We start from the raw sequence: 14492 nt of genomic DNA, 5'->3' as shown, positions 1-14492 counted from the left end.
TGCATCATTTCTCCTATGAATTGACGGCTGTTATCCTTTTTTGCCGGATGTATCTTTTTTTGCGGGGAGGTATTCACCAATTAATTCAAGTGCCGCAATGACATTTAAACACCATTGGGAGACAGTGTTTGTCGTTACCCACGGAAGCTCTTCAAGCTGAGTCCACGTCTCGATTTGCGCGGGGTTGATCGGAAGCGGCGTATGGCTCAGTTTATGGTCGAGCAAAAGATTCCACGCTTTTTCGGCGAGGTTATGGTCTTGTTTTTTTCTCGCAGCATAGGCTGTCATACCAGCCGCAAACATCGGCCAGTGAAAATGCCCGTCATGGAGCGCCCCTCCGCTTTTTTTGCGTTTTTCTTCATCACTGAATGTGTAAAACTCGCCGAATTCACTCAGCATTTCCTCCCATTCACGGTCATCGAGAAGCTCAGCCAGCTCCATCCACACTTGCGGCGCGCCAAACGCAATGATCATATGATAGCCGCCCGCGATGCCGTCTCCCATGTGATGAAGCATAGACGTTGCCGGATTATATTCAAACGTCGGACCTGATAATAAGCGAAGCGGCAGGCGTTTCAGGCAGCTGATGCCAGTTTGGATTTTCCTGAGATATTCAGGATTCTCAGTCCGCTCCCATTCCGCCAGCCAGTTCGAGCAAAACGCCGCCCAGTCCGGCCCCGTTCTGACGTGAGTCGGGTGCTCTCCTTTCTCGTAGAAAGCACGCATCGGATCGGTGTTCACTAGGGCGGCATCGGCGTCCTTCACTTCTGTCAAAAGATCTCCTGTGCGCTCATCGCCCGTCAGATAATAGTAGAATTTATAAAGACCGGCCATGCTGATTCTCGCTTCCTTGCAGCCGCATCCCCAGTGCACCACGTTATGCCGGGAGCCAAGCCCCGCATATTCTCCGAGATGAAAACAGTCGGTTTCACTTGTATGTCGGGTCATTGCTTCAGCCATTCGGAATAAGTCTTCTCTGCCGGAGCGGAAAAACGCCTGCCACAGCCACAAGGTCGGAACGAGCTCATTATTTTGCCACGCGTACCCGCCGAGATCATACCGCCACATATGCCGGACCGGGTCATACGTATGCATGACGTCCCCATAGTTCCAGAACCCGTACCATCTGCGCTGCTCCACTTCTTTTTGATAAAACAAGAAGGCGGCGTCCAGCTGTTCTTCCAGCTCTTTTTTGACCGGATCGGCCGTATCGATTACACTCCAAACGCCAAGCGCTTTTGACTCGTAATAAACGTCCGGCTCACAAATAAGCAATGGCGGCGCCTGCCATTTGTCCGCTAACGCATTCAGCACGTCATCAGACGGCATCTGAGAAAAGCATGACAGGCTGATGTCGTTTGTGTTGGCAATGCCTGTCGGATCAGAGCGCATCTCATCAAACCCTTCGTACGCGCTGACGACATGGGTGTTCCCTGTATAATGCCTGAAATCCATTGCTTCCGCGTCTGGCGGCCAGAGCCATACGGTCAAGTTCGGTTGATCACCGGCAAGACCTGTTATCTCAAGTGACGACGGATATTTTTCAAAAAAATACCGCAGGCCGAGCGCTAAGCCTCCATTTTCGCCGCCCGCATAGCAAAGCCCTTTCGCCCGCGTACCATGCAGCATGTCAACCCACGAATATTCCTTGCCGGTCCGTTTTGCCAGTCGGTAATGATCGCTGGAATCCTGAACGAGTTTCATATCATTCCAAACTGCGTTCTGTACGCCGTGTGCGAACCAATCCTTGTGCTCTTCACTTGGAGAAATCGGTTCCCCGTTGATGTGCCGCTGATAAAGAGGATGCCGTTCATTCCATTTGCGGGTGCCAAACAGCTGGGCGGGTTCTTTATAAACGCCTTTGTCCCCCGCAAAACGGAAATGGCGGTTGTACGGCTCTACCTGTAAAAAGAGGTCAAACTGCATGCCAAGCCCTTTGATGAACTCTCGTTTGAAATTCCTGTCGATCAGCTGAGTGTGCATGATATTCATCTCTGAAAGCCCGGCATAAAACGTCAATCTGATAATGAAGGGCAGCCATTCTTCATTTGTCTTTTGGAGTACATGAACCCCCTCAATCTTGATGACAGCTTTTACAGGACCTCTCTGTTCAATGACCGCACGTTTGATAAGACTGACCGATGTTTCATGAAAAAAAACCTTTTCTGCCGCCATCTCCTTTCTCGTTTCCTTTATTGCGGTCAGCCGCCCGCCTGCGGCGATCGGCTTTCCGTTGATCACCAGAGATTGAATGATGTCGGAGCCTGTTTTATTCACAGTGCAGACAAGCACCCCGGTATCCACTTGGATTGCATCCTTTGACTCGTGGATCATGAGCTTTTTCGCTGGCAGCTGGTTTTCATCTTTTTGAAGGGTAAAGCTTGTATCGGTTTGTTCACTGAACACAGCCGCGTGCTTCGTCCATTTGATGCTCCCGTCCGGCCAATAGGCCGACGGCTCGCTTTGCACATAGCGGCTTTCACCCTTTGCATTTACAAGCGCCAGACAGTCTCCCTTTTTCAATTCTCCTCTTTCCCAAGGCACACCCCACGTTACGCCGCTTGTCAGCTTAGGCTGTTCTGATAGCCATTTGATCTTTTTCATCGGTTCTCTCCTTCCATATAAAAAAGCTGATTCAATGCAAAGAATCAGCTGCGATTATCAAACTGAATCACACGGTATTCGTGTTGGCCGACTGACAGTCTCCCCGCTCCGACTGAACGGTTTGCCAAAAGGTCGGTCCCCTCTTCCGGAAGCGTCACGCTCCCGCCTTTTCCATCCATATTAACGATAACCCATACAAGGCCGTTTTCTCCTTTTCTCGGGGCAACAATCGTACCGGGGGTGACATCGGATCTGACAGAAACGGCTGCTTCCCCCGCATAATGCCTGACGAGTGCTTCCAGCATTGCATCCCCTTTTTCGCCTGATGGAAGCGAGCCGAGCATGACCATTTTCCCTTCGCCGTGCTCTCGTTCTGACAGAAATGCATGGCCGGCACCTGGCCCGGATTCAACTGTGCCGAGAGTGTTTCCGCTCTCTATATCAAACACCGCGCTCCACAGCCCGAGCGGCGCCGTCATGCCAAACGCTTTTCCTGTATTGGCATCCTCGTTCATCGGGAACGTGAACAGTGTTTTGATTCCGGCTGTTTTCTCCAGTTCTCCAAGGCCATAATCGGTATGAACCGTATGCTCGCCCGTACGCCCTCCCGTCAGCGGCCCGGCAATCCATATGCCGCCCGCTTCAGCAAATGCGGAAGCTTTTTTGATAAAAGCAGAAGACAGATAAGGCACAAATGGCGTAAACAGCACACGATAGCCCTCCAGCGGAAAGCCTTCCGGAACGAGATCACGATGAATACCCGTGTTGAGGATGCGCTCGTAAAAGTGTGTGATAAGCGTTCGGTGTTGGAGCCCCCGGTGAGGTTCTGTTTTCAGAAACGCTTTCGCCCTGTCGGAATAGGTCATTGCAACCTCAGCCTGAACGGGCACAGTAGAAAGAATGATCGGTTCGATTTCCTTTCTTGCCCGCTCAACCGCCAAAACGTTTTGATAACCAATCGCCGGCTCTCCCCAGGCACTAAGGACGGAACCGTGTGAAATCTCGCTGCCTGAACGCTGCTGGCGCCACAGCCAGTAGCAAAATCCCTCGCTCCCCAAGGCGTAAGAAGACACGGCTTCAGCTTGTAAATATCCATCGGCGTGCGGCATGGCACAGCTTTCGAGCGAGGCTGCATATGACGGGCTTGTTTCCAGAATCCAAAACGGGCGGTCTTTTTTGAAATGCCTCCAAATATCACAATTTAATAAAAATGCAGATGCATTTTCTTGGGAAGCGTACGTATCATAGGAAGCAAAATCGAGATTCTGAAACATCCGTTCATTGTCTGTGCTGAACATGACCGAGCCGTTATGAGTGATTGGCGCATCTGAATAACAGCGGATGATTTTCGCTTGTTCATCCGCAAATTGAGCGATCATCTCCATCGAAAACAGCTGATACATCGTGCGCAATGAAGCGTGATGCAAAAACGGGGCCGGACCCGGCTGCGGCACCTGCTCAAAGGTTTGATAGGTTTCACTCCACACATCGGTTCCCCACGCTTCATTTAACCGTTCAATCACACCGTAACGGTTTCTAAGCCAGTCATGCCATAAGCTTAAGCACGTCTCACACATGCATTCAGCCACATGGCATTTAAATTCATTATCGAGCTGCCAGCCGATCAGCCCCGGCAAGTGTCCCAGCTCTTTGGCGATGCTTGTGGTGATGATGGCGGCTCTTTTTCGGAAATACGGGTTATTTGTACACGCATGCTGACGGGAGCCGTGTCCCATCACCTCCCTTTTTTCGTTGGTGTGCATTCGCTCAGGCCGGCCGTGCGACAGCCAAATAGGCGGTGTCGGTGTCGGTGTGCACATGATTGTTTCGATGCCGTTTTCATACATCCGGCTGATTATTTCCTTAAAAAAGCTCACGTCAATTTTTCCTTCTTCCGGCTCGATCACAGACCAGGCGAACTCACCAATTCGCACGACATTGATGCCGACCTCCCGCATCCTGTCAATGTCCTGCTGAATCGTCTTTTCATCCCATAGTTCCGGATAATAGCAAGCGCCGTGATATAATTTTCTCCCCAAGTCCTTCACCCTTCTTTGACGATAGATTCTGTTAGTGGCAGGCCCAGCTCTTTCATGCCTTTCGCTACGAGTTTTGCCATTTCATTTGCGCCTTTTTTTGTAAAGTGCGTGTAATCGTCAATCCCTTCTGAAACCATAAAATAGGTGTATACTTTTTCTTCGCCCTTCTCAGTAAAGAAAGCGAGGCTTTTTTCCATTAGATCAATGAGCTGGACATTCTCCTCAGCGGCTGTCTGCTTCATGGCAATGCAATAATCAGGAAAGTCGTTCAAAAACACGCCGTTTTCATAATGAAAGCGGGCTACTGGGGTAATGAGAAGCGGATGCGCGCCTTTTTCTCTAGCGCCTGCGATATACTGCTTTAAATATTGTTTATAGGTGGTATAGGGCTCGGTGTAGCGCTCCGGCTTATTTTTCGACGCGTCATTATGGCCCATCTGCACAAACAGCCAATCATCCGGCTCAATCACATCAAGGATCGCCTGAAGCCTGCCTTCCTCCACAAAGGTTTTTGAGCTTCTGCCGCCGATCGCTTTATTGATCACCTGAATATGCTCCGGCAGATGCGAACCGAGAAACTGCCCCCAGCCCCCTTGATTTGTACTTTCTCCATACGTTTGGACAGTCGAATCACCAGCAAGATAAATATGATGTGCCATGTCTCATTCCCCCTCGTTTTTTTCACTTAATATAAACTCAATGGCAGAAAGCTCCTCGTTTGAAAAGTCCGCTGATTGCAAGGCTTGAACGTTTTCCTCTATTTGTTGCGCCCGGCTTGCTCCAATTAAAACGGAGGTCATCCGGGCATCCTTCAAAAGCCATGAGAGCGCCATTTGCGGGAGCGATTGTCCCCGTTCTTTCGCAATATTATTCAGCCTTTGCGCCTTACTGACCGCCCTTTCGGTTATGTGCTCCGTCTGCAGGAATGGACTGTTCGCATCCTTTGCTCTTGAGGTTTCCGGGATGCCTGAAACGTACTTTGTCGTGAGAAGCCCTTGAGCGAGCGGCGCAAACGCGATGCAGCCGGCTCCCTTTTTGTCCAGCACATCAAGCAGCCCTTTTTCCGGATCTCGGTGAAACATCGAATATCGCGTCTGATGGATGGCGAGCCGGACTCCGAGCTGTTGTAAAAGATCGGCGGCGCGCTCTGTCTCTTCAGGGCTGTAGTTTGACAGTCCGACATACAAAGCTTTTCCTTGACGCACAAAGCCCGCCAGCGTCTCCATCGTTTCCTCAAGCGGCGTTTCAGGATCAGGACGGTGCGAATAGAAGAGATCCACATAATCAAGCCCCAGCCGCTTTAAACTTTGATTCAAGCTGGCAGTCAAATGTTTTTTCGAGCCGCCATTGCCATACGGCCCCTTCCATATGTCATAGCCGGCTTTAGTGCTGATGACGAGTTCATCACGGTAAGGCGCAAAATCCGTTTTCAGCATGCGCCCGAACATCTCCTCAGCGGAGCCGGGCGGCGGGCCGTAATTGTTGGCCAGATCAAAATGGACGATGCCTGCATCAAATGCGGCTCTCAGCATGGACCGCGCGTTCTCCGGAGAATAGGCAGCGCCGAACTGATGCCAGAGGCCGAGAGAAATAGCGGGAAGCCTTAATCCGGTTCGCCCGGCTTTGTGATAGGTCATTTTGTCATAGCGTTCAGTCTTTGCTTCGTATCCCATACATTCCTCCTAAAGCGGCGTCTCCGCTTTGTTTCCCGCTATGTACAGAGCGGGCTTCGGCGGTTTTTTCATTCCTGTTCCGAGATAAAAGCTTGTGTGCGGCGGCTGGTTGTACGCGGTGTTCTGCCAAGCGATTCCAAGCCTGTAAACCGGATCGTGCATCAGTGTGTAAAAACGATGGCGGGTAAGGTGTGTCGTTGTATAGATACGGAGCGCACTGCTGTCTTCGGTTCTCCAAATGACCTCTTCCCGCCAGTCTCCGAACAGGTTGGCCTGAAGAACCGGGTTTCCTTTTGTCCCGTTGTTGGACAGCACACCTTCCGGCTGAAAAATCGTATTTAAACAGCGGTTTTCAGCATCCCACTTTTCAATCTTTGGTTTGCAGATCGTTCCATTCCATTCATGATCCAACAGCTCCCTGACCAAGTCCCCGTCCCACCAAATGGAGAAATTGGCGGAAGCAGGCGCTTTGTCGCTGATTTTTTCTCCTTTGCTCGTATAGAGCCCATATGACATTCCTTCATTGCCCGGCGGATCGATTCCCCAGACGAGCGATCCCTTGTACCGAGGGTCAATGTGAGCCGCCATTCCTCTGCCGACATCTGTTCCGGCATGGACGCCCCATAACACCTCGCCCGTTCCGGCATCACGCAGCGACAACCCATACGGCTTGCTTGCGTCCTCATGAACCTGAAACACTTCAAGCCCTTTGCGTGACGGATCTAGATCGCCGACGTGCATGGCGTCTCCGTGTCCGAGTTCCGTCGTGTACAGACCGGTTCCGTCATGATCAACCGCCATGGCGCCGTAAATAATTTCATCCTTTCCATCTCCATCAACATCGGCAACGCTCAAGCTGTGGTTGCCCTGTCCCGCGTATGCTTCATGCCCCGGCTGATTGGAATCAAACGTCCAGCGTTTCTTCAGCCTGCCATTCCGGAAATCATAAGCGACGAGTACTGTTCTCGTATAATAGCCCCGTGCCATCACCAGGCTCGGCCGCTCTCCATCCAAATAAGCGATTCCGGCGAGAAAACGGTCCATGCGGTTTCCGTAGCCATCTCCCCAATCCTCCAGTTTTCCCCGAGGCGGTTCATAATCGACAGTCGTGAGCGCTTCACCGGTTTCCCCTTTAAACACTGTCAAATATTCCGGACCTGACAGAATACGGCCCTGCTCATTCCTGAAATCGGCATGCCCTTCACCGATGATGTTTCCTTTGCCGTCTATTGTGCCGTCGGCTGTTTTCATAGCGATTTCTGCTTTTCCGTCACCGTCTAAGTCATAGACCATAAACTGCGTGTAATGGGCGCCTGCTCTGATATTTCTGCCGAGGTTGATCCGCCACAGAAAAGTGCCATTCAGTTTATAGGCGTCAATGAGGACGTCTCCGGTATATCCGTCGTGGGCGTTATCTTTTGAGTTGGACGGGTCCCATTTCAGGATGATTTCATATTCTCCGTCCCCATCCACATCTCCGACGCTCGCATCATTGGCGCTGTAGGTATACGGTTTTCCGTCCGGCGTCACGCCGCCTTCGGGTTTGTTAAGCGGGAGCTCGAGAACGTTTTCCCGCCAAACGGGAGCTTCTTTCGAAAGCCTTTCTTCCCGGCCTTTATAGACAGCCGCCACTTGATAGAGAGAGTCCTCCGTTCCCTTTTCATCCAGAAAATTGGTGCTATCCGAAATCGGTTTGCCAGTGATCCGATCTCCGTTCCGATAAATGTGAAAAGTAACAGTCTCATGATCGGTTCCGAGAAAACGCCAGCTCACAAATACGCCTTGCTCCGTTTTGACCGCGATTAGGCCTCTGGTCAGGTATTCCATTTGCCTCTTTTTCGGTTTCATTTTAAATGGGAACGGGCCAAGCGTGCGGCCCGTTCCTTCCCCCCTTCTGTTAAGGCGTATACATATTCGGTTTAGACTGTGCCGCCATGCCGTCTCCTAAAAAGAAGCTTGTATGCGGCGGCTGGTTATACGCGACATTTTGCCAGGCAATGCCGAGCCGGTACACAGGATCATGCATCAGCGTATACAGCCTGTGCTCGGTCGGAATTGTGGTGGTGTAGATGCGGAGCGCACTGCTGTCCTCGGTTCTCCACACAGCTTCCTCCCGCCAGTCACCGAGCAGATCAGCCTGAAGAGCCGGTGTTGCTTTTGTAGAGTTATTGGAGGCAGCACCTGATGCAGTCAGCAGGTTTTTAGAAACGCCGTTTTGATAATCCCATTTATCGATCCTGTTGCTGTCCAGCTGTTCCCGCAGCAGGTCACCGTCCCACCAGATGCCGAAATTGGTTGACGATGGCACACTGCTGCCGATTTTGGCGCCTTTCGATGTGTAAAGGGAACCGTTCGCCCAAACCTCCTGTCCCGGATAGCGCGGATCAATATCAGCGGCCATGCCCCGGCCTACATCCTTGCCGGCGTGAACACCCCAAATGATTTTTCCTGTTGCGGCATCCCGGAAGGATAAGCCGTATTGCGCGTTTTTGTCCTCATGAACTTGAAACACCTCAAGACCCGGCCGGCTCGGATCAAGATCCCCGGTATGGAGGGCATCCCCGTGGCCTAAGCCTGTCGAGTACATGCCTTTGCCGTCATGATCAACAGCCATTGAGCCGAAGATGATTTCATCCTTGCCGTCTCCGTCAACATCCGCAATGCTTAGATTGTGATTGCCCTGTCCGGCGAACGCTTGATTGCCCGACTTAGAGGAATCCAGCGTCCAGAGCTTTGACAGTTTTCCGTCTCTGAAGTTATACGCAACAAGCATGGTTTTGGCATAATAGCCTCTAGTCATAATCAGACTCGGCCGCTGCCCGTCGAGATACGCAATGCCCGCAAGAAAACGATCGACCCGGTTGCCGTAGCTGTCGCCCCAATCCGATACGTTCCCTCGTGCCGGTTCAAAGTTTGAAGTGACAAGCTCTTTCCCCGTTTCACCTTGAAAGACAGTCAGGTACTCAGGACCAGAAAGCACACGCCCCTGCTCATTTCTGTAATCGGCATTCGCATTTCCGATCACTTTTCCCGTGCCGTCTTTTGTTCCGTCAGCGGTCTTCATCGCCACTTCCGCTTTTCCGTCACCATCCAGGTCATACACCATAAACTGAGTGTAGTGTGCGCCTGCTCTGATGTTTTTGCCGAGACCGATTCGCCATAATCTTGTTCCGTCCAGCTTATACGCATCAATAAACACTTCACCCGTATAGCCGTCCTGTGAATTATCCTTTAAATTGGACGGGTCCCATTTGAGGATCAGCTCATACTGCCCATCGCCATCCACATCACCCGTACTGGCATCATTGGCACTGTAGGTATAGGCTTCGCCCTTTGGCGTCGTGCCGCCAGCCGGTTTATCAAGCGGAACGGAGTGATACGGCTGTGCCCATACAGAGGCTTTTTCAGAAGCTGCCTGCTCGGTACCGTTTACAACAGCCCGAATGGAATACGTTGAGCCCGCAGATCCGTTTTTATCGATATAATTCGTGGATTTGACAGGCGAAGCATTCAGCTTTTGTCCGTCTCTGTACACATTAAACGCCACGGCTGCGTTTTCTGTCCCAAGAAACCGCCAGCTGACAAAAATGCCGCCTTCCGTCTTGACTGCCACAAGGCCCCGGTTCAACGCTTCCATCTGCCGCGCCGTTCCTTCTGCTTTGCCAGGAAACACAGAAGCCCCCATCATCAACAACACCAACAGTGTGAGAGTGGTAAACATGCTTTTTCTTCGTCTAATCATCAGACAGCTCCTTATCATTTATCTGTAAGCGCTTACTTAAATTGGATTTTATGCGCTTAAGAAGCTGTCTTCAATGTCACTTTTTTGCATAAACGTTTTTGGTTGGCTGCACTTTTTTGCCGGTTTGTCATTTTTTTGTTTACCCGGCCTGATGACGGTGCTGGGCCTCTGTTTTTTGAAACCCTCTGTAAGCAAAAAACATCGACACGAGCCCAAATAAACTTGGGCCGTAAAATGGGATCAGACCCGGAAGCGTATATAGCAAGTAAAGCACAAATCCGCAGCCGATCAGCATGCAGCCGGTGGTCAGCGGCCGCATGGCGCCAAACAGCAGCGCTTGCGGAATATATTGGCGAAGCGGAAGCTCGTAATGCACATAAAGAGGAAACACATACATGAGCGCGACGGTATACAAAAGCCCCGCCAAGAGGGTGCAGCTCGTCACGGTAAAGGACAGCCAATCCGCACTTGCCGAAAAATAATAATAATTAGCCGACAAAATAAGCAAAAGGGCAAAAAACGCAAGTCCAATCGCATTGACCTTCAGAAACTCTTTTTTGTAGGTATCCAGAAATAACGCAAATACCGGGACATCTTTTTGCCCCATCAGCCATTTACGTATGACGGCACACATTGCGGCTGTGCTCGGCGCCCATCCGAAAAGAACGCCGCCCAAAAGTGTAAACAACAGCCACAGCCCGTTCAGCCACGCGATTTTCACAACCGCTTCACAGCCTGCATAAAGCGCATCCGTCACAGTCGTCTTCATCTTCTCACCGCTTGGTGCACAGACAAATCACGATAAGCGGCTTTCATCGGCGCCATTTGCCTCAGCCCGATTTTCCCTTTTGTTAACACAGGTCCGAATGTGCTTCCGTCATCCTGCCACTCCAGAATGGGCAGATCATTGATCGAAAAATGCACATACCCTTTATCCTTAATAAGCTTCATATGATACGGGGAATCAGCGTCGTCCGGAGAAGGCAGCGGATCAGCTCCCATTGCAGCGAGGTGGAAACCGCGGCTTTTTCTTACATTGCAGGTGCGGAACGCTCTTTCCTCCGGGTATTTTCTGCGGAAATACGACAGATGGAGCGCATTGATGTCTCCGGAATGGTATTCGGGGTACTTTCCTGTTCTTTTCTTGAGTCGCGGGTCAAATAAGTCCTCGCCTCCGATGCCGGCAGCCGCGAAAAACAGCATACACAGCCCCGGCTGTTCAATCGGGTAAAAATCCCACTTCACAATGATGCCGTCGGGAAATGTTTCCGGGCACCAATAAACAAAGTGCGCTTCGTCCTGTACATGTGACAGGTGCATACGGTGATCTTCGAATGAAACCTGCCCGCCTCCCTCCATCCGCCAGTCCTTCACATCGCTTGCTGAACGGAGCGGATTGCGGTACAGGCATGCGCCTTCTTTATACATGTTCTTTCCCCTCCCGGCTCACGAGGTGGTCCTTCAGCGGAAAGCCGATTTCTTCGATGCCTTCAGCAACGAGCTTCGCAACCTCCATGGCCCCTTCTTCTGAAAAATGCGTATTATCCTCAATGCCATCTGGATAATTCGGATGTTCATTCGGCTGGAGCCACACGAACAAACGCTTTGACTCCTCCGGTCCGTATGCTTCATAAAGCGCCTTCGTTTTCGTTAACAAATCAATGACCGGCACATCAAGCTCCTTCGCTAACGCTTTCATCGCATCCGGATACTCACCGAGCGTGTGCTCAATCCTTCCGTTTTCATCAAAGCGGCGGCGCTGCACCGATGTAACGAACACAGGCTGCGCCCCTTTTTCTCGTGCTGTTTCCGCAAACAAAGTGAGAAATTGCTGATACGTCGAGTACGGCTTCGTCCCCCGCGGTTTCTGGTCATTGTGGCCGAATTGGATAAACAAATAATCGCCTTGTGCTATGCACTCAGCAATCGCCTGAAGCCTTCCTTCCTCCACAAAAGAGTTGGTGCTCGCTCCCCCTTTGGCGTGATTGCGCACTTTCACCTGTTCAGTGAACAATTGACCGAAAACCTGCCCCCAGCCTGCCATCGGCGCTTCATGCGGCGGGCAGTCGCTTACGGTGGAATCCCCTGCTAAAAACACCTGAATCGGTTTTTCCATCACATGTCCTCTCCTTTCACGGCGTTTCCTGATACATTTGCCTGAAAACTCCCGGCGGCATGCCGACCTGCTTTTTAAAAATCCGGTTGAAATAATTGTGGCGATAGCCGACTTCTTCTGACACATCATGAATTTTTTTATTCGTATTTACCAGCAGTTCTTTTGCTTTTTCAATTCTGATACGGGTCACATAATCAATAAAATTAACGCCCGTCACTTGTTTAAAGGCCTTGCTCAAGGTGTAAGAATTCATGCCCAGCGCATCCGCACAGCTTTCAAGAGAAAGATCCGCCATATACTGCTCATGAATCATCGCAATCACACGTTCTGCCACCTGTTTTTGCTGTCTGTTTTTCCTGCCTTCAAGCTTGGCGAGGTACGGGGTGACAACCGCATCCATCAGCCAGGCAGCCGCCTGGACAGGCTCATGCAGCTCAGATATTTCCCGAAGCATATCCCTGTTTCCAAACAGCTCGCTCGGATGAAGGCCGGAATGCAGAATATCCTCCTGGATGCGGGAGAACAGCTGAATCAGCGCAGAATGCACTTGTCTGTCGCTGACCGCCTTTTCGGCCAGTTCATCCATACATAAGCGAATCAGCTCTTCTGCTCCCTCTTTTCTTTCCAGCCGAATGGCCTGAACGATTTGCTTTTCAAGTTCAAAAGGATAGCAGGGTGCGGATGGCTCAGCCTGAAAAACATCATCCTGCAAATCTATGATCTGATGGCCATTGGCAAAACACCTGCGGGACTTGCCGCTTTTCACATCCTTAAACAGAGATGGGATATCCATAATACGGGCCGATTGCCTGCTCATTGTTCCGGTCAGGCTTAGTCCCGTGACAGCACCAAATATGCGGGCCAGCTCTGAAACATATCCCCTCAGATCCGAGCCGCTCGTTTTCATCACAAGCACGGTGACGGAAAGGCGGCCAATATCAAGAATTGAAGGTTGAAAACGGCGGTTTGCCGCAAGTTCCTCATGTAAATTGGTCAGTGTAAACACAGCAAGCTGTTCATCATCGGCATAGAACATGCTCTTATCACCACGAAGCCCTGTCACCTGAAGATCAAGGACGTGAAATACGTGTTCCCCGATGTCCCAGCCCGCATCCTCCATCCGCGATCTGAGACTGTCCTCTGTGTCATAGTAAAAATCACCTTGGAGAAGGTGCTGCAAAAAACTCTTTTTCATATGCGGCGTCTGCCGGAGCAGCTGCTCTTGAAGCTTTCGGCTCTCTAGGGAAAGATCATGCCATCTCTTTTCTATCCACTTAAATTCGTCCTGGCCTGACGCCTGCCATGTTTTCCTCTCTCCTCCCGTAAACAGTCCGAGCAGATGCTGAATCGGGCGATAGATTTTCTTTGAAGCGTACCACGTCATGCACACAGCCAAGCCGATACAAATGACAAGCATCACAATAATCACCTTTGATAAAAACACCATCGGCGCTGTAATGGCTGAAAGAGGCGCTGCAGAAACAAAGGTCCACTTCTGATGCATTCGCTTCATTTCTCCATAGGAGACGGAATACACCGTGCCGTCCCAATCCATCTGAAAATGGCCTTTCTTGTGAGGCTGTTTTTTCACCTCATTCATTAAAGCATTTTCAAAATCCTTTTCTCCTCTATGGAAAAGCACCTCTCGCTTTTGATCCAGAAGAAGCGCGCTGCCTTCAGGGTAAGGAGACAAACTTTGCAGGAGCGCCTCCATTTCTTTCGGATCTACCGTCAGCATGATCGCGCCAAACGGTTTCTCAGCCGCACCCGGAATGAGCTGAATCAGCGCGGCGTCTTTTCCCGATCGGCTCCAATAAATACTCCGATCGGAGTCGAGAAGCGAGCGGTATTTGCGAAGCATATCCTGTTCTGTCAGTGCGCTGTATTCGGGGCTCAGCACAAGAGGCCGGGGGCTGTTCAGGAAGATAGAAGCCTGCTGAATCAGCGGCTGCTGGTCCCGCAATAGAAACAGCTTTTTCGTTATTTGATAGGAGAATGTAAAGTCTTTCTCCAAATCCTTCTCGGCCAATCCGTTCATCAGCGAGGAATCGTATGCCATTTGGGCAAGCGTCAGCTCAAGGTCTTCCAGCTTCTCATCCATCCGGCTGACTTCACGCGCCACTTGTGTTTCATGCGACTTTTGCAGCTCTTTCTCCACCTTATCGATAGACAAAAAGTATATGGCCCCGCCTGTCAGCAGTCCGGGAATACAGGCAATCAGCAAAATGAAAACAAAGTTTCTTTTGAAATACGTTCCCTTCCAGTGTGAAACCCGTTCTTTCTGTTGAGGCTGTTTTTTCATCCCTTTCCCCCCGCCG

10 protein-coding genes are annotated in these 14492 nt (G+C 50.9%); all 10 read right to left on the bottom strand.

Features of this window, described 5'->3' with window-relative positions; translation table 11 throughout:
- Positions 1–30: 30 nt before the first annotated feature.
- A complete protein-coding gene (locus tag NYE43_RS03870; RefSeq protein WP_341060978.1) occupies positions 31–2604 on the bottom strand; it encodes an exo-rhamnogalacturonan lyase family protein in 2574 nt (857 codons plus the stop codon).
- A gap of 44 nt (positions 2605–2648) precedes the next feature.
- Positions 2649–4643 (bottom strand): beta-galactosidase, encoded by a 1995-nt coding sequence (locus NYE43_RS03865; protein WP_268498621.1) that lies wholly within the window; start codon positions 4641–4643, stop codon positions 2649–2651.
- Between the two features lie 5 nt (positions 4644–4648).
- Positions 4649–5302: a rhamnogalacturonan acetylesterase gene (locus tag NYE43_RS03860; RefSeq protein ID WP_024120506.1), complete on the bottom strand. Its 654-nt coding sequence runs from the start codon at positions 5300–5302 to the stop codon at positions 4649–4651.
- A gap of 3 nt (positions 5303–5305) precedes the next feature.
- Positions 5306–6316 (bottom strand): L-glyceraldehyde 3-phosphate reductase, encoded by a 1011-nt coding sequence (mgrA, locus tag NYE43_RS03855; RefSeq protein WP_341060975.1) that lies wholly within the window; start codon positions 6314–6316, stop codon positions 5306–5308.
- Between the two features lie 9 nt (positions 6317–6325).
- Entirely contained in the window at positions 6326–8164 is a 1839-nt protein-coding gene (locus NYE43_RS03850; RefSeq protein WP_341060972.1) for a rhamnogalacturonan lyase, read from the bottom strand.
- A 49-nt stretch (positions 8165–8213) separates the two neighbouring features.
- Complete coding sequence (locus tag NYE43_RS03845) at positions 8214–10058, bottom strand: rhamnogalacturonan lyase (RefSeq protein WP_445662051.1); 1845 nt, start codon at positions 10056–10058, stop codon at positions 8214–8216.
- Between the two features lie 139 nt (positions 10059–10197).
- Positions 10198–10827, bottom strand: coding sequence for a YesL family protein (locus NYE43_RS03840; RefSeq protein WP_101860609.1), 630 nt, complete (start codon positions 10825–10827; stop codon positions 10198–10200).
- A complete protein-coding gene (locus NYE43_RS03835; RefSeq protein WP_024120502.1) occupies positions 10824–11486 on the bottom strand; it encodes a YesU family protein in 663 nt (220 codons plus the stop codon). Before NYE43_RS03835 ends, NYE43_RS03840 begins: the two co-directional genes overlap by 4 nt.
- Positions 11479–12177, bottom strand: a complete 699-nt coding sequence (locus NYE43_RS03830) for a rhamnogalacturonan acetylesterase (protein WP_095714378.1) — start codon at positions 12175–12177, stop codon at positions 11479–11481. The genes NYE43_RS03835 and NYE43_RS03830 overlap by 8 nt, the downstream gene beginning before the upstream one ends.
- Before the next feature lie 13 nt (positions 12178–12190).
- Positions 12191–14476: an AraC family transcriptional regulator gene (locus tag NYE43_RS03825; RefSeq protein WP_341060966.1), complete on the bottom strand. Its 2286-nt coding sequence runs from the start codon at positions 14474–14476 to the stop codon at positions 12191–12193.
- Positions 14477–14492 lie beyond the last annotated feature (16 nt).

The organism is Bacillus sp. FSL R5-0434 (genome assembly GCF_038004745.1).
GTDB classification, from domain to species: Bacteria; Bacillota; Bacilli; order Bacillales; family Bacillaceae; genus Bacillus; species Bacillus halotolerans.
Note: the sequence above shows the minus strand (reverse complement) of the source record. Positions and strands in the feature narration are given on the sequence as shown.